Origin of the sequence: Bhargavaea massiliensis (assembly GCF_050480245.1) — a bacterium.
In the GTDB taxonomy this organism is placed as follows: Bacteria; Bacillota; Bacilli; order Bacillales; family Anoxybacillaceae; genus Anoxybacillus.
On the sequence record NZ_JBCNEQ010000048.1, the window covers coordinates 33,002 to 54,038 of the forward strand.

A 21,037-nucleotide genomic window follows, 5' to 3' on the forward strand; every position below is an offset into this window, starting at 1 on the left:
AATAACCTATACAAGCTTCTTTGTTTGCACATAAGTTATTCTGAACCTCCCGATGGCTAAAGCCACGGGGTTCTTGCGTACAAAAGGGTTTCTCGTACACCTGTGTGTAGAACTCACCCTTGTTCCACAAGACTTTCATGGGCAAACACCTCACTGGTACTTATCGCCCTGTGCGCCCGATTCAAGACGCTTTTTATCATTTAAATTCCCATACTACTTACGACACATGGATGAAGATGAAGTCGTTTGATTTCTTCATCATGCAGTCGAATAAATTGATCCCATCTCTCTAAACATTTGTGTCTATCTATTTCTTTTCGATTGTCTTTCACATTCATGAATATTTTTCTGCCAATTTCAAAACGTTTCTCTAATTGTGCGCCTGCCATAGTTCTTTTTTGAGTTTCAACGTCAGCACATAACTTTTGGTTTTTGTTTTCGCCAGCGACACCACTTCCTTTATACGTTCTTTTGATTTTCGATGTATTGTTTAACCGCTTCTTGTAACAATATTTTGCTTGCATTTGTAGCGCTGGAATTTTCTCCTATGTTCAATGTATATATATTCACATTTTTCCGTATACTGTTACCACGTCATTTAATCGGAGGAGGGAACGAACGTATGCAAAATAAATTTTTTTACGACCAACCGAATGCAGCGGCTCAACTCGCATCATCGCTGTTATATTTACTGCCAACTTCTACACATATGCCAATTGTCATCGTTTGCATCGGCACCGATCGTTCGACGGGCGATTCGCTCGGCCCACTTGTCGGCATGATGCTTGAACAAAAAGGAACGTTGCCTTTTTATGTGTATGGAACGTTAAAAGATCCGATTCATGCCGTTAATTTAGAAGACAAACTGAAAGACATTCAACAACAACATAAACATGCATTTATTATCGCTGTTGATGCTTGTCTTGGACGCGTCAAAAACATCGGGATGGTTACAGTTGAAAAAGGCCCATTAAAACCGGGAGCCGCTGTCAATAAAAATCTCCCTTCTGTCGGTGATGCCCATATTACCGGTATTGTCAATGTGAGCGGATTTATGGAATTTTTCGTGCTCCAAAATACTCGTCTTCATTTAGTGATGAATATGGCCGAAACGATTGCAACAGGCATTTATGAAGCCGGAATGCAATTGAAAAAACAACAACGGTTTGCATCGTTGCAGCGAAATGAGTTGAAATATAAGCTATCAGAATAACATATGCATCAAAGCGACGATCAGCGCATTCACTAAAATGCTTGGCAATAAATTTGCTACGCGAACAGATGTAAGTTGTAACATATTTAATCCAATCGCAATAACTAAAATTCCGCCTGTCGCGGTCGATTCAGCAATAAATGCCTCGAGAACGCTTGGCGGAATGAAACGGTCAATTTGCGTAGCCATCAGGGCAATGGATCCTTGATAGGCGACGACAGGAATAGCCGAAAAAAGAACGCCGATGCCAAACGTAGCGGTTAAGATGATGCTCGCAAAGCCATCTAAAATGGATTTTGTATATAGTACGAGATGATCACCCCTTAACCCGCTATGTAGCGCACCGACAATGGCCATCGAACCGACAACAAATAAAAGCGTTGCATTAACGAATCCTTTGGAAATCATCCCTTCTTCCCCGTATCCGATTCGTCTTTCCATCCATTTTCCTAATCTTTCGAGCTTTTCTTCAATATCCCATATTTCCCCTAACGCTCCACCAAAAACTAAACTAATAACTACAATTAAAAACTGATTGCTTTCTAACCCCATTTTCACACCAAGAACGACAACGGAAAGCCCAATCCCGTTCATCACCGTTGATTTTACGCGCTCAGGGATGTTGCGGAAAACTGCCCCTAACAGCGCGCCAATAATAATACATATGCCGTTAACGAGCGTGCCAAGTAAAGCCAAAATGTGTCACATCCTATTCATTCTTTATTCCTCAATATGCTCATCGTATGCGTTTAACAATTGCAAAATACGTGTCAAATCTTCCTCAGAGAAAAATTCGATTTCAATTTTCCCTTTTTTTCGATGTTTTTTAATGGATACTGACGTTCCTAACCGTTCGCGTAACAGCGCTTCGCTTTGCGTTAAAAATATATTTTTCTCTTCTTTCTTTTTCAATGTTTCACGTGGAACATTTTCATTTAGTTGTTGAATAAGTGCCTCTAGTTGTCGAACATTAAGCGATTCACGAATAACGCGTTGAATGACCGCTGAAAGCTTTTGTTTGTTTTTTAATGCTAATAACGCGCGACCGTGTCCCATCGATAGTGTACCTTCTTCAATCATTTGCTGAACGTCATTTGGAAGCGAAAGAAGGCGAAGATGGTTAGCAATATGCGGGCGGCTCTTTCCTAAACGCTTAGCTAGCTCTTCTTGCGTTAATTTGCATCGTGTGAGCAACAATTGATATGCTGTTGCTTCTTCAATTGGATTTAAATCTTCACGCTGTAAGTTTTCAAGCAGCGCAATCTCCATCATTTTTTCGTCAGAAAGCTCACGCACAACCGCTGGAACAGTTTTCATTCCTGCCAATTGCGCTGCCCGAAAGCGCCGCTCACCTACAACAATTTCATAACCTTTGATCGTCTGGCGAACGATGAGCGGTTGAACAATTCCGTGTTCTATAATCGATTGTTTCAATTCTTCTAACGCTTGTTCATGAAATGTTTTGCGCGGTTGATACGGATTTGGCCGAAGTTGTTGAATATCAATTTCTTGAACCGTTTCCCCTTTTTCTGCTTCTAAATTAGTAAAAAGAGCATGAATGCCTTTTCCAAGCCCTTTAGCCATTTGCGATCACCTCTTTCGCAAAATCTGCGTATACTTCCGCCCCCCGCGATTTCGCATCATACAAAATAATCGGCTTTCCGTGGCTTGGTGCTTCACTTAGCCGAACGTTGCGCGGAATGATCGTTTCATACACTTTTTCGCGAAAATACTTCTTCACTTCTTGAATGACTTGGATGCCTAGATTTGTGCGAGCATCAAACATCGTCAACAACACACCTTCAATGCGTAAATTCGAATTTAAGTGCTTTTGCACGAGACGGATCGTATTTAATAATTGACTAAGTCCTTCCAATGCGTAATATTCACATTGAACAGGAATTAATACCGTATCTGCTGAAGTTAAAGCATTAATCGTTAACAATCCGAGTGAAGGTGGGCAGTCGATAATAATAAAATCATATGCATCTTTAATCGAGCTTAACGCTTTTTGTAAGCGCACTTCCCGCGAAACGATCGGAACGAGTTCGATTTCGGCACCAGCTAGTTGAATGGTGGCAGGAATAATATGTAAACGATCGATATTTGTTGGACGAATAACTTGACGTACGTCTACTTCGTCAACTAGCAGATCATAAGCACATTGTTCAATTTCATGTTTTTCCACACCAATACCGCTTGTCGCATTTCCTTGCGGATCGATATCGACAAGCAACGTTTTCTTCCCCATATGAGCTAGACAAGCAGATAAATTTACCGCTGTCGTCGTTTTGCCAACACCGCCTTTTTGATTGGCAATCGCAATAATTTTCCCCACAATGCTCCCCATCCTTTGCTTATAATACTTTTATTGTATCATGAATTTTTCAATATTTTCATATACAAAAAGAAACCTCATCGTCATTTTTGATGAGGTGGTTATTTTTGTCTTTTCGGGATGCGGATTGTAATTTGGTAATAGTCTTCAAATTCTTCTTCTTCAGAATCAATCGCAACACCGCTATCAGCGACCATCGTTAACGACTGACGAATCGTATTCACAGCGATGCGCATATCTTTACTTAACGATTTTCGTTTTGGCTTCGGGTGTTTCTCATTTTCATTTTCTTCTAGCATTTTAGCGACTCGGTCTTCTGTTTGTTTCACATTTAGTTGCTTTTGAATAATTTCTTCAAGCAATTTTAACTGTTTATTGTAATCTTTCAGCACAATTAACGCACGAGCATGCCTTTCGGTAATTTGACGTTGCAATAACGCTTCTTGTACTTCTTGAGGGAGTTTTAATAAGCGAAGTTTGTTAGCGATCGTCGATTGTCCTTTTCCGAGCCGTTGCGCCAGTGCTTCTTGCGTTAAATTATGCAATTCTAGCAAGCGAGCGTAAGCAATCGCTTCTTCAATCGGCGTCAACTCTTCTCGCTGCAAGTTTTCAATTAAAGCAACAGAAGCCGTTTCCGTATCGCTTAAATTTTTAATAATGGCAGGTATATCGCTCCAACCAAGTTTTTGTACTGCTCGCCATCTTCGTTCCCCAGCAATAATTTCGAACTTCCCATCTTCACATTCTCGAACGACAATCGGCTGAATCATGCCGTGCGTCCGAATCGTTTGAGCGAGCTCGTCAATTTTATCTTCCACAAAAATGGTTCGTGGCTGAAAACGGTTTGGAACAATTTGTGCAATAGGTATTCGTTTTATTTCTTCATTTGGTACGGTGATTTCTTCTTGCTCTTTCTCACCAAAGCTAAAAAAGCGCGAAAAAGGATGCTTCATTTCCCCCTGACACCACCTTTGAGAACTCAAAACTTTCATTCAATCGGAAGTTTGTTTGGTACCCCTGGTTTACGTGGATATTTCCTCGGTGTTTTTCGTCCCTTTTCAACAAAAACGATTGCTCGCTCACTTTCCTCAATCGGTAATAAAAATTGTTCTACTTTTACTACTTCGCCACCTAGCACCCGAATCGCTTTGTTTCCTTGTTCAAGCTCTTCTTGTGCTGATGCTCCTTTCATCGCAATAAACGTCCCTCCTACTTTTACAAGCGGCAAACAAAGCTCGCTTAGCACAGACAATCGCGCAACGGCACGAGCCATGACAACATCAAACGACTCACGACCGCTTTTTTGTCCAAACGTTTCAGCACGATCATGATAAAAAGCAACTCCCTCAAGTTCAAGTTGTGCCGCTAAGTGATTCAGGAACGTAATTCGTTTTTGTAGTGAATCAACAATTGATACGTGCAAGTGAGGAAAACAAATTTTTAACGGTATGCTCGGAAACCCCGCTCCTGCCCCGACATCACAAATGGATAACGGCTGTGAGAAGTCGTAATAAAAAGCAGGTGTAATCGAGTCAAAAAAATGTTTTAAATATACACCTTCTTTGCCTGTAATGGCTGTTAAGTTCATTTTTTCATTCCATTCGACAAGCAGCTTATAATATGTTTCAAATTGAGCGAATTGTTGAGGAGAAAGAAAAATCCCTTTCTCCTCTAACATTTGTTGAAATACATTTACATCCATCGTTCATCCCTCTTTATTCATTTGACACGCGTGCGATTTTTCCCTGCTCCAAATACACTAATAAAATTGAAATATCGGCTGGATTGACTCCCGAAATGCGCGATGCTTGTGCAATTGAAAGCGGTCGAACTTGCTTCAGCTTTTGTCGCGCCTCTGTCGCCAGTCCTGTAATCGCATCGTAATCAATGTCTTCTGGAATTTTTTTATTCTCCATTTTCTTTAATTTTTCAACTTGTTGCAGCGATTTTTCAATATATCCTTCGTACTTAATTTGAATTTCTACTTGCTCCGCTACTTCAGGATCAATCGGCTGTTCTGCTGGAGCAATCATTTGAATATGTTCATATGTCATTTCTGGACGCTTTAACAAATCAGCTGCTCGAATGCCGTCTTTTAATTCGCTTCCACCAACATTTCGGATCATTTCTTGCACTTGCGGCGTCGGTTTAATGATGTACGATTTTAAGCGTTTCTTTTCTGCTTCGATCGCCTCTTTTTTCGCTACAAACTTCTCATATCGCTCTTGTGAAATTAAACCGAGTTTATAACCAATTTCTGTTAATCTCAAATCCGCATTGTCGTGACGCAATAAAAGACGATATTCCGCACGCGATGTTAATAAACGATACGGCTCGTTCGTGCCTTTTGTGACGAGGTCGTCAATTAAAACACCGATATACGCTTCCGAACGGCTTAAAATTAGCTCCTCTTTTCCAAGCGCTTTACATGCAGCATTAATGCCGGCAATTAACCCTTGTCCAGCCGCCTCTTCATATCCCGATGTCCCGTTAATTTGTCCTGCGGTATATAACCGTTGAACGATTTTTGTTTCTAACGTTGGCCATAGTTGCGTTGGGACGATCGCATCATATTCAATCGCGTAACCAGCTCGCATGAGTTGCGCTTTTTCTAACCCTGGTATTGTCGCTAACATTTGTCGTTGAATATGCTCCGGCAAGCTTGTAGATAAGCCTTGGACATATACTTCTTGCGTATGTCTTCCCTCTGGTTCAAGGAAAATTTGATGTCGCGGCTTGTCATGGAAACGAACGATTTTATCTTCGATCGACGGGCAGTAACGTGGACCTGTCCCTTTAATCATTCCTGAATACATCGGTGACAAATGTAAATTTTCATCAATGATTCGGTGCGTTTCCTCTGTCGTATAAGTGAGCCAACAAGGAAGCTGATCGGTAATATATTGTTTCGTCTCGTATGAAAACGCTCGCGGTACGTCATCGCCTGGCTGAATTTCCGTTTTGCTGTAATCAATCGTATGGCTATTCACACGAGGAGGCGTTCCTGTTTTAAATCGAACAAGTTCAAAACCAAGCTCCTCTAAATGTTCTGAAAGCTTAATCGACGGCTGTTGATTGTTCGGACCACTCGAATATTTAATGTCACCAATAATAATTTCACCGCGTAAAAATGTCCCTGTCGTAATTACAACCGCTTTCGCATAATAGTGGGCACCCGTATGCGTAATGACCCCTTTACATACACCGTCTTCAACGATCAATTTTTCTACTTTTCCTTGTAATAATGTTAAATTTTCTTGGTTTTCTAGCGTTTTTTTCATTTCTTGTTGATATAAAAATTTATCTGCTTGTGCACGTAGCGCGCGCACAGCCGGTCCTTTTCCTGTATTCAACATCCGCATTTGAATATGCGTTTTGTCGATATTTTTTCCCATTTCTCCGCCTAATGCATCAATTTCGCGAACGACAATTCCTTTTGCGGGTCCACCAATTGATGGGTTACATGGCATAAAAGCGATCATATCAAGATTGAGCGTAATGACTAACGTACTTGCCCCCATGCGCGCTGCAGCAAGCGCTGCTTCGCATCCTGCATGACCAGCACCGACAACGATGACATCATAAGATCCTGCCTCGTAATGCATAAACACCCTCCTTATTTTCCTAAACAAAATTGTGCAAACAACTGATCAATTAAACTTTCGTGCACAGTATCCCCAATAATTTCACCTAACAATTCCCACGCTCTTGTTAAATCAATTTGCACGATGTCAATTGGCATGCCCGCTTCAATGCCATGAATCGCTTCTTCTATCGCTTTTTTCGCTTGCGTCAACAAAGCAATATGACGCGAGTTTGATACATACGTTAAATCGCGCGCTTCCACGTCTCCGCTGAAAAACAACGAGGCAATCGCCTCTTCTAGCTGGTCGACTCCTCTTTCTTCTAAAAGCGATGTCGTAATAATTGGTGCTCCTTTTGCCAATTGTTTCACTCGCTCCATATCAATTCGCTTAGGCAAGTCGGTTTTATTGACGATGACGATGACATCCATCCCTTTTACCGCTTCAAACAGCTGTTCATCTTCTAGCGTTAACGGTTCATTGTAGTTGAGTACGAGCAAAATTAAGTCCGCCTCTTTTAACACTTTCCGTGACCGCTCGACTCCAATTCGCTCAACGATGTCTTCTGTTTCACGAATGCCCGCTGTATCTAACAAACGGAGCGGTACACCGCGAACATTGACATACTCCTCAATGACGTCACGTGTTGTACCCGGAATATCGGTGACAATGGCTCGATTTTCATGGGCCAAGCTGTTTAATAGCGACGATTTCCCGACATTTGGACGCCCAACAATAACGGTCGCTAATCCATCCCGTAACACTTTTCCTTGTTGTGCGGTTTGTAGTAGCCGTTCAATTTCATTTTTCACTTCTGTCGCCTTCTCAAGCAGCAACCGATGCGTCATTTCTTCGACATCATCATATTCTGGATAGTCGATATTTACTTCGACATGTGCCAACGTTTCTAAAATTGTTTGACGTAGCCGACGAATAAGCTTTGACAAACGCCCTTCCATTTGGTTTAACGCGACAGCCATCGCCCGATCTGTCTTCGCCCGAATGAGATCCATCACCGCTTCCGCTTGCGATAAATCAATACGGCCGTTTAAAAAAGCTCTCTTTGTAAATTCTCCAGGCTCGGCTAGACGAGCACCGAATGCTAACACAAGCTGAAGAACGCGGTTAACAGAAACAAGCCCTCCATGACAATTGATTTCAACAACATCCTCACGCGTAAACGTTTTTGGTGCTCTCATCACCGTTACCATAACCTCTTCAATCGTTTCTTTCGTATCCGGATGCACTATATGCCCATAATGAATGGTGTGAGATGGTACGTCTTTTAGCCGTTTCCCCCCGACACCAACAAATAGTTGATCGACAATCTTTATCGCTTCATCCCCACTTAAACGGACGATCGCAATCGCACCTTCGCCCATTGGGGTTGAGATCGCTGCAATTGTATCGAACTCCACGCTGTTCACCTTCTTTCACAAACGAAATTATCCACATCTATATCATGCATTTTTTACTCACAATGTTAATCAAATAAATTTTAACTTATCCACATGTGAATAACAACATACACACATGTTTGAATTTACAAAAAAAATTCCCTAGGAACGACTTCCCCTAGAGAATGTTTACCTTTTTAGTGAAATAACGACATGTCGATGCGGCTCTGCTCCGATAGAAAACGTCTGTACCTTTTCATTATCGCTTAACGCTGCATGAATGACTTTTCGCTCCCAAGCACTCATCGGTTCTAACGAAATATCTTGTCCTGTTTGCATCACTTTTTTCGCTATATTTCCCGCTAAACGAACGAGCGTTTCTTCCCTTCGTTTGCGATATCCTTCAGCGTCAATCACAACATGAAGCGGACGATCTGTAAAACGATTTAAAACTCCTTGTGCCAACAATTGCAAGGCATTTAACGTTTGACCGTGCTTCCCTATAATCCGTGCTACATCTGGACCTGAAAGCAAAACAACTAAACGGTCTCCTTCCACTTGACACGCGAGATGAACACGGACGTTCATTTGCTCGATGACATGTTTTAAAAACGATTCGACACAATGAAACGGCTGACTTACCGTCACTTCAACGATTGCTTCTTTTCCGCCGAACAAGCCAAGAAACGGCCTTTTTTCTTGTTGCACGACAACAATATCGACCGCTTCTTTCGGCACATGTAATCGCGCTAACGCTTTTTCCACTGCCTCTTCTACCGTTTGGCCTTCCATCGTGATTCGCTTCACTTTCCTGTTCCCCCAGCTTCTTTCGTTGCTTTTAAGTCTGGCCCTTTAATGAAATACGTTTGTGCAATCATAAACACGTTTCCAACTACCCAATAAAGCGAAAGTGCTGCTGGGAAGTTGATTGCAAAGATAACGACCATAATTGGCATTAACCAAAGCATCATCGCCATTTGTGGATTTTGCTGCTCAGTGCCAGCCATCATCATTTTTTGTTGAATAAATGTCGTCACTCCCGCCACAAGCGGCAAAATAAAAAATGGATCTTTTTCCCCTAAGTCAAACCATAAAAAGTTATGACGCGCAATTTCTTCTGTGCGCATAATAGCATGGTAAAACCCAATTAAAATCGGCATTTGAATGAACAACGGCAAACAACCAGCCAACGGATTGACACCATGCTTTTGGAAAAGCAACATCGTTTCTTGTTGAAGTTTTTGTTGCGTTTGTGCGTCCTTTGAGCTATATTTTTCACGAAGTTTTTGCAATTCTGGTTGTAACGCTTGCATCGCTTTTGAATTTCTCGTTTGTTGAATCATAAGCGGCAAAATAGCGAAACGAATAAGAAGCGTGACAACGATAATGCCCAATCCGTAATTTGAACCGAGCAATTCGGACGTATATGTAATTAACCAAGATAGTGGATAAACGATATACTCGTTCCAAAAACCTTTACTTTCTGCAGTAATTGGTTGGTTAATTTCTGAACATCCTGCTAACATAACCGCAAGAAGTAAAAACAACCACGCGACTTGCCCTTTTTTCACTTACTTTTTCCCCCTTACTCTCATACATTCTTTGAAATATTTTAACACAGGATTGGTAAAACGTTTAATGAAAAACGTTTGCTCGCCTCAAAACGTGCAATAAACTTTTTTTCACTTCTTCATACTCCATTGTAGCTACCGGTACTCGCGCAATGATGACATAATCTTTTCCTGTTTGAATCCGATCCCGTTCTTCATGAAACACTTGACGAACATAACGTTTCACCCGGTTTCGAACGACCGCTTTCCCAATTTTTTTGCTAACGGATAATCCAATCCGAAAATACGCTTGCTCTGGTTTGTCTAGAACGTATATAACAAACTGTCGATTTGCTACGGATGTCCCTTGTTTAAACACTTCTTGAAATTCATCATTTTTTTTTATGCGATATTTTTTTTTCATGTGCTCCGATCACACCTCGATATCGTAACTCCCGTTAGAAAAAAGACCACTGATCGTTCAGTGGCCTATGCAGATAATACTTTTCTTCCTTTACGACGACGGCGAGCAAGAACTTTTCTTCCGTTCTTTGTGCTCATACGCGCACGGAAACCGTGTACTTTGCTACGCTTCCGTTTGTTTGGTTGATACGTTCTTTTCATATATGACACCTCCCTGAGGAATAACTGTTAAAAGACAGTCTTTCTAATTATAGTGAGAAATTAAGAGAAATGTCAACTACTCCGGGAGTATCTTTTTTTGGCGATCTTGTGATTATTACTGTGGATATTTTTTTTGTCGTTTTTTTGTATTCACAACATTTATCGACAAGTTTTTCACATCTTATAACCTTGTGGATAAAATTTTTTCACACCTTTTTCGATTTGTGGATAATACTTTAAAACCATTGCAACATATGTATTTATCTGCTATTATATTGTTGTTTTTACTCTGGATAATTGAATGAATTTTTTTCATTATCCACAAAATGTGGATAATGTGTGGACAGTTTCGTCCACATGATGTGTAAATATTTGTCCACAATCGGTGAAAACCGTCGAAAAAAATTTTTTTATAGACAAAGTTATACAAAAGTTAAACACCCGCGCGGAGAAGGAGGGAGAGCGGCGTGGAAAACATTTCGGACTTATGGAATAAGGCGTTAGCCGAAATTGAGAAAAAAATTAGCAAGCCTAGTTTTGAAACGTGGTTAAAGTCGACAACCGCACATTCACTAAAAGGCGACGTCCTTATTATTACCGTCCCAAACGAATTTACAAAAGACTGGCTCGAATCGCGTTACACTCGGCTTATCGAACAAACACTCTATGACATTACCGGAGAAGAGCTAAAAATTAAATGCACGATCCCTAATCATCAAACGCCGGAGGAATTTGATTTAAAGCCATCAAGCAAACCGCGAAAACACGATGATGAACAAACAGAATTTCCACAGAGCATGCTGAATCCAAAATATACGTTCGATACATTCGTCATTGGATCTGGTAATCGCTTTGCTCATGCTGCATCTTTAGCGGTAGCAGAAGCACCAGCCAAAGCATACAATCCTCTTTTCATTTACGGTGGAGTTGGCCTAGGCAAGACGCACCTCATGCATGCAATCGGTCATTACGTTCTTGAGCATAATCCATCAGCTAAAGTGGTGTATTTATCTTCAGAAAAGTTTACAAATGAATTTATTAATGCCATTCGCGATAACCGTCCAGATGATTTTCGCAACAAATATCGCAACGTGGACGTGCTGTTAATAGATGATATTCAATTTCTAGCTGGAAAAGAACAAACGCAAGAAGAGTTTTTCCATACGTTTAATACGCTACATGAAGAAAGTAAGCAAATTGTCATCTCGAGTGACCGACCACCAAAAGAAATTCCAACGTTAGAAGATCGCCTTCGTTCTCGTTTTGAATGGGGCTTAATTACAGACATCACTCCTCCCGACTTAGAAACGAGAATTGCAATTTTGCGTAAAAAAGCAAAAGCCGAAGGATTCGACATACCAAACGAAGTGATGTTGTACATTGCCAATCAAATTGACTCGAACATTCGAGAATTGGAAGGAGCGCTCATTCGCGTCGTTGCTTACTCTTCTTTGATCAATAAAGAAATTAACGCCGATTTAGCGGCAGAAGCATTAAAAGATATCATTCCAAGCTCAAAACCAAAGGTAATTACGATTCAAGACATTCAACGCGTTGTCGGAGAGCATTTTAATGTGAAACTTGAAGATTTTAAAGCAAAAAAACGGACGAAGTCGGTCGCTTTTCCACGACAAATTGCAATGTATCTTTCGCGTGAGCTGACAGACTGCTCACTTCCGAAAATTGGCGAAGAATTCGGAGGACGTGACCATACGACAGTCATTCATGCACACGAAAAAATTTCGGCTTTGATCCAAACAGACGTCCAATTACAAAAACAATTGAAAGAAATTATGGAGAAACTGAAATAATGTGAATAACTGCTTTATGTTTGTGCACAGTCTGTCCACATGTGGATAGTCTGTGCTTCCTTTGTTTTATTCGCTTATCCACATAATCACAGCGCCTAGTACTATGATTAATAGTTTTTTAAAAAAATATAATAAATAATTTAGGGAGGTTTTCTTTGTGAAAGTTATTATTGATCGCGATCGTTTAGTAAGAAGTGTACAAGATGTAATGAAGGCTGTATCATCTCGCACAACAATTCCTATTTTGACTGGAATTAAAATCGTTGCTTCTGAACAAGGTGTAACGTTGACAGGAAGCGATTCAGACATTTCCATCGAATCTTTTATTCCAGCTGAAGAAGAAGATCGGGTCATTGTTGAGATTGTTAAACAAGGAAGCGTGGTTCTACAAGCACGGTTTTTCAGTGAAATTGTCCGCAAGTTACCAAAAGAAACAGTAGAGATTGAAGTCAAAGAGCAGTTCGTTACAACGATTCGTTCAGGGAAATCAGAGTTCCATTTAAACGGATTAGATCCGGAAGAATATCCGCGTCTACCACAAATTCAAGAGGAAAATATGTTTAAAATATCGGCGGATTTATTAAAACATGTCATTCGCCAAACGGTATTTGCTGTGTCCACCTCAGAAACACGCCCGATCTTAACAGGTGTAAACTGGCGCATTGAAAACAATGAGTTAACGTGTATTGCAACAGATAGTCATCGACTAGCTATGCGAAAAGCAAAAATAGAAACGGGATCAGAGGCGGATTACAACATCGTCATCCCAGGAAAGAGCTTAAATGAACTAAACAAAATTCTCGAAGAGTCGAACGAACTCGTTCAAATTGTTGTGACTGAAAATCAAGTACTATTCAAAACAAAACATTTATTGTTTTTCTCGCGGCTACTAGACGGGAACTACCCAGACACATCGCGGCTTATTCCAACAGAAAGTCAAACGGATATGATTGTTAAAACGAAAGAATTTTTACAAGCCATTGACCGAGCATCGTTGCTAGCACGCGAGGGAAGAAACAATGTTGTTCGCTTAGCGACGTTGTCTGACAAATTCGTCGAAATTTCTTCAAATTCACCTGAAATCGGAAAAGTTGTGGAAGAAGTACAATGTGAACAAGTAGAAGGCGAAGAATTAAAAATTTCATTCAGCGCAAAATATATGATGGACGCATTGAAAGCGTTAGAAGGGGCTGAAATTAAAATTAGTTTTACTGGTGCGATGCGCCCGTTTTTAATTCGCCCGCTGCATGATAATTCCATGCTTCAATTAATTTTGCCCGTACGCACATATTAAAGCTGCTAGAGAAACTAGCAGCTTTCCTTTTCTTCATTCCTCTTTTTTAGTACAATGAAAGAATGGACACTTTTTATAGAAAGTGAGCGGATAATGGATGAAAGAAGTAAAAATTTCAACAGAAACCATTACACTAGGTCAATTTTTAAAGCTAGCAAACGTTATTTCCACAGGCGGAATGGCGAAATGGTTTTTACAAACGAACGATGTATTCGTTAATGGTGAACGGGAACAACGCCGCGGCCGTAAGTTAAAAGTAGGCGATGTTGTTGATATCCAAACAATTGGCACATTTATGATTCGTTCGTAAAGGTGGGGGGCACCTTTGTTTTTAGAAGAATTAACTTTAAAAAATTATCGTAATTACGAGCAAGGATATTGGCAATTTCAAAATAAAGTAAACGTCATTTTAGGAGAAAACGCCCAAGGGAAGACAAACATTATGGAGTCAATTTACGTCTTATCCATGGCGAAATCACATCGGACAACGAATGATAAAGATTTCATTCGTTGGGACGAAGATTATGCTAAAATAGAAGGTAAAGTAGGAAAGAAAAACGGTCCAATTTTTTTGCAGTTAATCATATCGAGAAAAGGAAAAAAAGCCAAACTAAACTATATCGAACAACCGAAATTGAGCAGTTATGTTGGACACATGAACGTTGTTATGTTCGCCCCAGAAGATTTAAACCTTGTAAAAGGGAGCCCACAAATACGTAGGCGTTTTATCGACATGGAAATCGGCCAAGTATCGCCCGTTTATATGCACGAGCTCGCACAGTATCAAAAAGTGTTGCAACAAAGAAATCAATATTTAAAGTTACTTCAATCGAAAAAACAGACGGATGAAACGTTTCTTGATGTGCTTACCGAACAACTTGTGGAACTCGCTGCTAAAATCACTCTAAAAAGATACGAATTTATCGAATTATTACAAACATGGGCGGCACCGATCCATGCGGAAATTAGCCGTGGAAACGAACAATTAGCCATTCATTATTGTCCTTCTATTGATGTATTAGACAAACAACAATTGTCGAGAATAGTAGAAGTGTATAACGACAAGTTTGCGAAAATAAAACAAAAAGAAATAGAACGAGGTACAACGCTCATTGGTCCGCATCGGGATGATTTATCGTTTACGATTAATGGGAAAGATGTGCAAACGTTCGGTTCACAAGGTCAACAACGAACGACAGCCCTTTCATTAAAACTAGCTGAAATTGATTTAATTTTTTCAGCAATTGGTGAGTACCCGATCTTGTTGCTTGATGATGTGCTGTCAGAACTTGATGATTTTCGCCAAACGCATTTGTTAGATGCGATACAAGGTAAAGTGCAAACATTTGTGACAACAACGAGCATAGATGGAATTGAACATCGCGTCATTCACGATGCGGATGTGTATGAAGTTGTCTCAGGGCAAATGAGGAGACGATAGTTCTTTATAAACCTCGAACGCATTGTTCGAAAAGGAAAGCGTAGGTGATCAATAGTGACGATGGAACAAAAAGAACAAGTCGTTTATGATGAAAGTCAAATTCAAGTTCTTGAAGGGTTAGAAGCGGTACGTAAAAGACCGGGAATGTATATTGGATCAACCGGTTCAAAAGGATTACATCATCTCGTTTGGGAAATTGTTGATAACAGTATTGACGAAGCATTAGCGGGATTTTGTACAGAAATTAACGTCATTATTGAAGAAGATAACAGCATTACAGTGATTGATAACGGCCGTGGAATTCCTGTTGGTATTCATGAAAAAATGGGAAGGCCAGCTGTTGAAGTAATTATGACGGTTTTGCACGCCGGTGGAAAATTCGGTGGCGGTGGATATAAAGTGTCTGGCGGTTTGCATGGAGTTGGTGCATCTGTTGTTAATGCGTTGTCAGAAGAATTAGAAGTATACGTACATCGCGACGGACAAATTCACTATCAAAAATATAAGCGTGGCGTGCCTTGTGCAGATTTGCAAGTTATAGGCGAGACAGATCGGACAGGTACAACAGTTCACTTCAAACCAGACCCAGAAATTTTTACAGAAACGACTGAATACGATTATGACACGCTCGCACATCGATTGCGAGAGCTTGCTTTTTTAAACAAAGGTATTCGTATTACGCTTGAAGATCGACGTGAAGAAAAGCGACGCAACGAATATTATTACGAAGGTGGAATCTCTTCATACGTTAAGCATTTAAATCGGACAAAAGAAACGCTTCATGAAGAGCCGATTTACATTGAAGGAGAAAAAGACGGCATCCAAGTCGAAATCGCTCTACAATATAACGATGGCTATACAAGCAATATTTATTCCTTTGCTAACAACATTCATACGCACGAAGGCGGCACGCATGAGTTAGGCTTTAAAACGGCTTTAACGCGAATTATTAATGATTATGGACGGAAAAACAATGTGTTTAAAGAACAAGATGCCAATTTAACGGGCGAAGATGTGCGTGAAGGATTAACTGCAATCATTTCTGTGAAACATCCGGCGCCGCAATTCGAGGGGCAGACGAAGACAAAACTCGGAAATAGCGATGCCCGAACAGCGACAGAATCTATTTTTGCTGAGCAATTCGAGAAGTTTTTACTTGAAAACCCATCTGTTGCTAAGAAAATTGTTGAAAAAGGAATTTTAGCTTCGCGCGCGCGTCTCGCAGCTAAGCGAGCGAGGGAATTAACGAGAAGAAAAAATGCTCTTGAAGTATCAAGTTTGCCTGGGAAATTAGCAGATTGTTCTTCGAAAGACCCGTCAATATGCGAGCTGTATGTCGTTGAGGGAGATTCAGCTGGTGGTTCTGCAAAACAAGGGCGTGACCGTCATTTCCAAGCGATTTTACCGTTGCGTGGAAAGATTATAAACGTTGAAAAATCGAGATTAGATAAAATTTTATCAAACAATGAAGTTCGTGCGATTATTACGGCTCTCGGTACGGGAATTGGTGAAGATTTCGATATTACAAAAGCTCGTTACCATAAAATCATTATTATGACAGACGCTGATGTCGATGGGGCGCATATTCGTACATTGTTGTTGACGTTTTTTTATCGCTATATGCGCGAGGTGATCGAACAAGGTTATGTTTACATCGCTCAGCCACCTTTATATAAAATTCAGCAAGGGAAACGAATTGAGTATGCATATAGTGATCGACAACTTGAAGAAATACTAGCGCGTTTACCAGAACAACCAAAACCGATTATTCAACGTTACAAAGGTCTTGGAGAAATGAATCCGGAACAACTTTGGGAAACAACGATGAACCCAGAAACGAGAACGTTGTTAAAAGTGAGTTTGCAAGATGCGATGGAAGCGGATGAAACGTTCGAAATTTTAATGGGAGATAAAGTGGAACCGCGTAGACAGTTTATCGAGGAAAACGCGAAATACGTAAAAAATCTGGATATTTAAACATGTTGGAGAGTGTTTGGTCACCCTCCCCTCGTTTGATTAATTTGTGAAGTAAGGGAGGTTCGTTGTTGTATGTCTGAACGGGTAAAAGAAGTAAGTATTAGTCAAGAAATGCGCGCATCGTTTCTCGACTATGCAATGAGTGTCATTGTATCACGTGCGCTTCCTGATGTGCGTGACGGACTGAAGCCGGTACATCGCCGCATTTTATACGCAATGCACGATTTAGGGATGACGGCGGACAAGCCTTACAAAAAGTCGGCGCGTATCGTTGGTGAAGTCATCGGGAAATACCATCCACACGGTGATGCAGCTGTTTATGACACAATGGTACGAATGGCGCAAGATTTTAACTATCGCTATATGCTTGTTGATGGTCACGGAAACTTTGGATCGATTGACGGAGATGCCGCAGCAGCTATGCGTTATACAGAAGCGAGAATGTCGAAAATTTCGATGGAGCTGTTGCGCGATATTAACAAAGATACAATTGATTACCAAGATAACTACGACGGTTCAGAACGTGAACCCATCGTCTTGCCTGCCCGTTTTCCAAATTTACTTGTAAACGGATCGTCAGGTATTGCGGTTGGTATGGCAACAAACATTCCGCCGCATCAACTTGGAGAAGTCATTGATGCTTTATTAGAGCTCATGAAAGATCCGGACATGACAGTTGCTGAACTGATGGAGTATTTACCAGGTCCAGACTTTCCAACAGGTGCTCAAATTATTGGAAGAAGCGGCATCCGAAAAGCGTATGAAACAGGTCGAGGTTCGATTACGTTACGTGCCAAAGCGGAAATTGAACAAAAAGAAAATGGAAAAGAAATGATTATCGTCCGCGAATTACCTTATCAAGTGAATAAGGCAAAGTTAATTGAAAAAATTGCTGAGCTTGTACGTGAAAAGAAAATCGATGGCATTACAGACTTGCGTGATGAATCCGATCGTAGCGGCATGCGTATCGTTATTGAAGTGAGAAGAGATGTAAGCGCCCATGTTGTGTTAAACAATTTATACAAACAAACGGCTTTACAAACGAGCTTTGGCATTAATATGCTTGCTCTTGTTGACGGCCAACCAAAAGTATTGAATTTGAAACAATGTTTACAGCATTATTTAGAACATCAAAAGGTTGTTATTCGTCGTCGTACGCAATTTGAGTTGAACAAGGCAGAAGCACGCGCCCATATTTTAGAAGGTTTACGCATTGCACTTGATCACTTAGACGAAGTGATTGAACTCATTCGTCAATCTGCAACGGTAGACGTAGCAAAAGAAGGATTAATGACAAAGTTTCAGTTGAGCGAAAAACAAGCGCAAGCCATTTTAGATATGCGTCTACAACGTTTAACCGGATTAGAGCGCGAAAAAATTGAGCAAGAATATGCGGAATTATTGGAGATTATCGCACGTTTGCAAGCCATTTTAGCTGATGAACAGAAAGTTTTACAAATCATCCGCGATGAATTACTTGAAATTAAAGAAAAGTTCAACGATCATCGTCGTACAGAAATTGTAAATGGTGGTTTAGAAGCGATAGATGATGAAGATTTAATTACTCGTGAGCATATCGTTGTTACATTGACGCACAGAGGTTACATTAAACGTCTTCCTGTTTCAACATATCGAAGCCAGCGGCGCGGCGGCCGTGGCATTCAAGGAATGAATACGAACGAGGACGATTTTGTCGAGCATTTAGTTATTACATCGACACATGATATTGTTCTGTTTTTTACAAACAAAGGGAAAGTATATAAAGCAAAAGGATACGAAATTCCGGAGTTTAGTCGGACGGCAAAAGGTATTCCAATTGTTAATTTATTAAACATTGAAAAAGACGAAGTTATTAATACAGTTATTGCAATTGAGCAATTCCATGAAGATGCATTTTTATTTTTTACAACAAAGCAAGGAATTGCTAAACGATCACCGTTATCGTCGTTCGCTAACATTCGTAATCACGGTTTAATTGCTATTCATTTGCATGAAGGGGATGAATTAATATCTGTAAAACTTACAGATGGTCATAAACATATTATTGTAGGCACAAAAAATGGAATGTTAATTCGTTTTCCAGAGACAGATGTTCGCTCAATGGGACGAACAGCTGCAGGCGTAAAAGCGATTACGTTATGTCCCGGTGACGAAGTTGTTGGCATGGAAAGTTTAAACGGAGACGAGGAAATTTTAATTGTGACGAGAAACGGGTATGGAAAGCGAACGCCAGCCTCAGAGTATCGCATTCAAAGCCGTGGAGGAAAAGGCATTAAAACGTGTAATATCACAGAAAAGAACGGCGATGTTGTAGCGGTGAAAACGGTCACTGGCGAGGAAGATGTCATGTTAATGACTGCGAGCGGCGTGATGATTCGTATGGCAGTTAGCGATATTTCTGTCATGGGACGAAACACACAAGGCGTCAAGCTGATTCGTCTTGATGAAGAAAACGAGCAAGAATATGTTGCAACAGTAGCGAAGGTGCCGAAAGAAGAAAAAGAACAATTGCAAGAAGAGTAGAGGGGGCATTTTCCCCTCTACGTTCTACAAAGGAGGGGAGAAAGACGTGTTGGTAGTAAAAACAGCTCAATTGCAAGAAGGATGTATTTTAGCCGAAGATATTATCGGGAAATCAAATCATGTCATTGTGCCAAAAAATACGGTATTAAATGCGAAACTATTAACTGTATTGCAAAAGTTTCTTGTTACTCAAGTGCGCGTACAGTCAGTTCTTGTTGATGGCAGTGCATTTCGCCCGAGTGAAATTATTCAAGAAGATGTGCCAAAGCCGAAAGCAAGAGATCATAAAGATATATTGACGTTATATTTAGAAGCTGTTCAGCAGTATAAAAAAATGTTCCAAAGTTGGCAGTCAGGTTTGCCTATTGATATTGGCAAAGTTCGCAACATGTTTATGCCTTTATTTGAAAAAGTGCTAGAATCAGAAAAAGAATTGCTCTTTTTACACCACTACTCTACAAAATCAGAGTATTTATTCCATCATGCAGTAACAGTTGGTCTTCTTTCAGGTGTATTAGCGAAAAAATTGCAATACGCAAAAGGGGACTATTGCCAAGTAGCAATTGCTGGTTTGTTAAGTGATTGTGGTATGGCGAAAGTTGATCCAAAAATACTTCATAAAAGTACTGCCCTGACTCCAATGGAATATAAAGACATGCGTCAACATACCGTTTACGGGTATAAAATGGTTCAAAAAATTACCGCGCTACAAGAAGGGGTCAAGCTCGCTGTTTTGCAACATCATGAGCGAAATGATGGAAGCGGATATTTGCTTAGTGTGCAAGAAGATAAAATTCACCCTTATAGTAAAATTGTCGCTGTTGCTGATGTGTATCATGCGATGATTTCTGAGCGACCTTATCGTAATAAGCAATCTCCTTTTAAAGTGTTTGAACAAATTCATAAAGATTGTTTCGGAAAATTCGATCTTTCTGTTGTTCAAGCGCTGGCTTCTCTTTTAATGACTCTTTCTATTGGGGCAAGAGTGAAGTTATCAAACGAACAGGTTGGTGAAATCATCCTTTTTGAACAAGATTCACCGTCCTGTCCGATGATTAAGATGATCGAAACGGACGAAATTGTTTCACTGAAAGACGAAAAAGATTTATTTATTGAAGAAATTATAAAATGACAGTGGCGATCATCATTGTCATTTTGTTTTTTTTATAAAAATAACAGAAAAAAGTGTTGACAATAAGAAAGTGCTCTTGTATGATATATCTTGTGCTTGATGTTCCTTGAAAACTGAACAAAACAGCAGCGTGAAGCTAAGGATAACTTTTCT

The 21,037-nt window shown here is 40.3% G+C and carries 20 protein-coding genes; 8 read left to right on the forward strand and 12 right to left on the reverse strand.

The window, feature by feature from the left end; all coding sequences use genetic code 11:
- Window positions 1-200: 200 nt before the first annotated feature.
- A complete protein-coding gene (locus ABEV15_RS09865) occupies window positions 201-524 on the reverse strand; it encodes a hypothetical protein (protein WP_429632741.1) in 324 nt (107 codons plus the stop codon).
- A gap of 98 nt (window positions 525-622) precedes the next feature.
- On the opposite strand from ABEV15_RS09865, the gene yyaC reads away from it, so the two are divergent.
- Window positions 623-1,213, forward strand: a complete 591-nt coding sequence (gene yyaC / locus ABEV15_RS09870) for a spore protease YyaC (protein WP_429634980.1) — start codon at window positions 623-625, stop codon at window positions 1,211-1,213.
- Here yyaC and ABEV15_RS09875 read toward each other — a convergent pair.
- From ABEV15_RS09875 to rpmH, 11 genes are all read right to left on the reverse strand, one after another.
- On the reverse strand, window positions 1,205-1,909 hold the full coding sequence (locus tag ABEV15_RS09875) for a DUF554 domain-containing protein (protein WP_429632745.1): 705 nt from the start codon (window positions 1,907-1,909) through the stop codon (window positions 1,205-1,207). The two genes, yyaC and ABEV15_RS09875, sit on opposite strands and share 9 nt — an antisense overlap.
- A gap of 24 nt (window positions 1,910-1,933) precedes the next feature.
- Entirely contained in the window at window positions 1,934-2,797 is an 864-nt protein-coding gene (locus tag ABEV15_RS09880) for a ParB/RepB/Spo0J family partition protein (RefSeq protein WP_498853094.1), read from the reverse strand.
- Window positions 2,790-3,551, reverse strand: coding sequence for a ParA family protein (locus tag ABEV15_RS09885; RefSeq protein ID WP_429632748.1), 762 nt, complete (start codon window positions 3,549-3,551; stop codon window positions 2,790-2,792). The genes ABEV15_RS09880 and ABEV15_RS09885 overlap by 8 nt, the downstream gene beginning before the upstream one ends.
- Window positions 3,552-3,652: 101 nt before the next feature.
- Window positions 3,653-4,504 (reverse strand): nucleoid occlusion protein, encoded by an 852-nt coding sequence (noc, locus tag ABEV15_RS09890; protein ID WP_429632750.1) that lies wholly within the window; start codon window positions 4,502-4,504, stop codon window positions 3,653-3,655.
- 35 nt (window positions 4,505-4,539) lie between these two features.
- Window positions 4,540-5,253 (reverse strand): 16S rRNA (guanine(527)-N(7))-methyltransferase RsmG, encoded by a 714-nt coding sequence (rsmG, locus tag ABEV15_RS09895; protein ID WP_498853095.1) that lies wholly within the window; start codon window positions 5,251-5,253, stop codon window positions 4,540-4,542.
- Between the two features lie 13 nt (window positions 5,254-5,266).
- Window positions 5,267-7,156 (reverse strand): tRNA uridine-5-carboxymethylaminomethyl(34) synthesis enzyme MnmG, encoded by a 1,890-nt coding sequence (mnmG, locus tag ABEV15_RS09900; RefSeq protein ID WP_021094413.1) that lies wholly within the window; start codon window positions 7,154-7,156, stop codon window positions 5,267-5,269.
- 11 nt (window positions 7,157-7,167) lie between these two features.
- Complete coding sequence (gene mnmE, locus ABEV15_RS09905; RefSeq protein ID WP_429632756.1) at window positions 7,168-8,553, reverse strand: tRNA uridine-5-carboxymethylaminomethyl(34) synthesis GTPase MnmE; 1,386 nt, start codon at window positions 8,551-8,553, stop codon at window positions 7,168-7,170.
- Between the two features lie 168 nt (window positions 8,554-8,721).
- On the reverse strand, window positions 8,722-9,339 hold the full coding sequence (gene jag / locus ABEV15_RS09910; RefSeq protein ID WP_498853096.1) for an RNA-binding cell elongation regulator Jag/EloR: 618 nt from the start codon (window positions 9,337-9,339) through the stop codon (window positions 8,722-8,724).
- Window positions 9,336-10,103, reverse strand: a complete 768-nt coding sequence (gene spoIIIJ, locus ABEV15_RS09915; RefSeq protein ID WP_498853097.1) for a YidC family membrane integrase SpoIIIJ — start codon at window positions 10,101-10,103, stop codon at window positions 9,336-9,338. The genes jag and spoIIIJ overlap by 4 nt, the downstream gene beginning before the upstream one ends.
- A 64-nt stretch (window positions 10,104-10,167) precedes the next feature.
- Window positions 10,168-10,506: a ribonuclease P protein component gene (gene rnpA, locus ABEV15_RS09920; RefSeq protein WP_498853098.1), complete on the reverse strand. Its 339-nt coding sequence runs from the start codon at window positions 10,504-10,506 to the stop codon at window positions 10,168-10,170.
- Between the two features lie 65 nt (window positions 10,507-10,571).
- Window positions 10,572-10,706 (reverse strand): 50S ribosomal protein L34, encoded by a 135-nt coding sequence (gene rpmH, locus ABEV15_RS09925; RefSeq protein ID WP_003397591.1) that lies wholly within the window; start codon window positions 10,704-10,706, stop codon window positions 10,572-10,574.
- Between the two features lie 467 nt (window positions 10,707-11,173).
- Here rpmH and dnaA point away from each other — a divergent pair, with 467 nt between their 5' ends.
- The 7 genes from dnaA (at window position 11,174) to ABEV15_RS09960 (ending at window position 20,884) form a co-directional block, all read left to right on the forward strand.
- Complete coding sequence (gene dnaA / locus ABEV15_RS09930) at window positions 11,174-12,517, forward strand: chromosomal replication initiator protein DnaA (RefSeq protein WP_429632763.1); 1,344 nt, start codon at window positions 11,174-11,176, stop codon at window positions 12,515-12,517.
- A gap of 157 nt (window positions 12,518-12,674) precedes the next feature.
- Window positions 12,675-13,811: a DNA polymerase III subunit beta gene (gene dnaN, locus ABEV15_RS09935; protein WP_429632765.1), complete on the forward strand. Its 1,137-nt coding sequence runs from the start codon at window positions 12,675-12,677 to the stop codon at window positions 13,809-13,811.
- Between the two features lie 97 nt (window positions 13,812-13,908).
- A complete protein-coding gene (yaaA, locus tag ABEV15_RS09940) occupies window positions 13,909-14,121 on the forward strand; it encodes a S4 domain-containing protein YaaA (protein WP_429632767.1) in 213 nt (70 codons plus the stop codon).
- Window positions 14,122-14,136: 15 nt separating this feature from the next.
- On the forward strand, window positions 14,137-15,252 hold the full coding sequence (gene recF, locus ABEV15_RS09945) for a DNA replication/repair protein RecF (RefSeq protein WP_498853099.1): 1,116 nt from the start codon (window positions 14,137-14,139) through the stop codon (window positions 15,250-15,252).
- 60 nt (window positions 15,253-15,312) lie between these two features.
- The gene (gene gyrB / locus ABEV15_RS09950; protein WP_498853101.1) at window positions 15,313-17,229 is read left to right on the forward strand and encodes a DNA topoisomerase (ATP-hydrolyzing) subunit B; all 1,917 of its coding nucleotides are present in this window, start codon (window positions 15,313-15,315) and stop codon (window positions 17,227-17,229) included.
- 72 nt (window positions 17,230-17,301) lie between these two features.
- The gene (gyrA, locus tag ABEV15_RS09955) at window positions 17,302-19,752 is read left to right on the forward strand and encodes a DNA gyrase subunit A (protein WP_429632771.1); all 2,451 of its coding nucleotides are present in this window, start codon (window positions 17,302-17,304) and stop codon (window positions 19,750-19,752) included.
- Window positions 19,753-19,798: 46 nt separating this feature from the next.
- Window positions 19,799-20,884, forward strand: a complete 1,086-nt coding sequence (locus ABEV15_RS09960) for an HD-GYP domain-containing protein (RefSeq protein ID WP_498853100.1) — start codon at window positions 19,799-19,801, stop codon at window positions 20,882-20,884.
- Window positions 20,885-21,037: the final 153 nt, after the last annotated feature.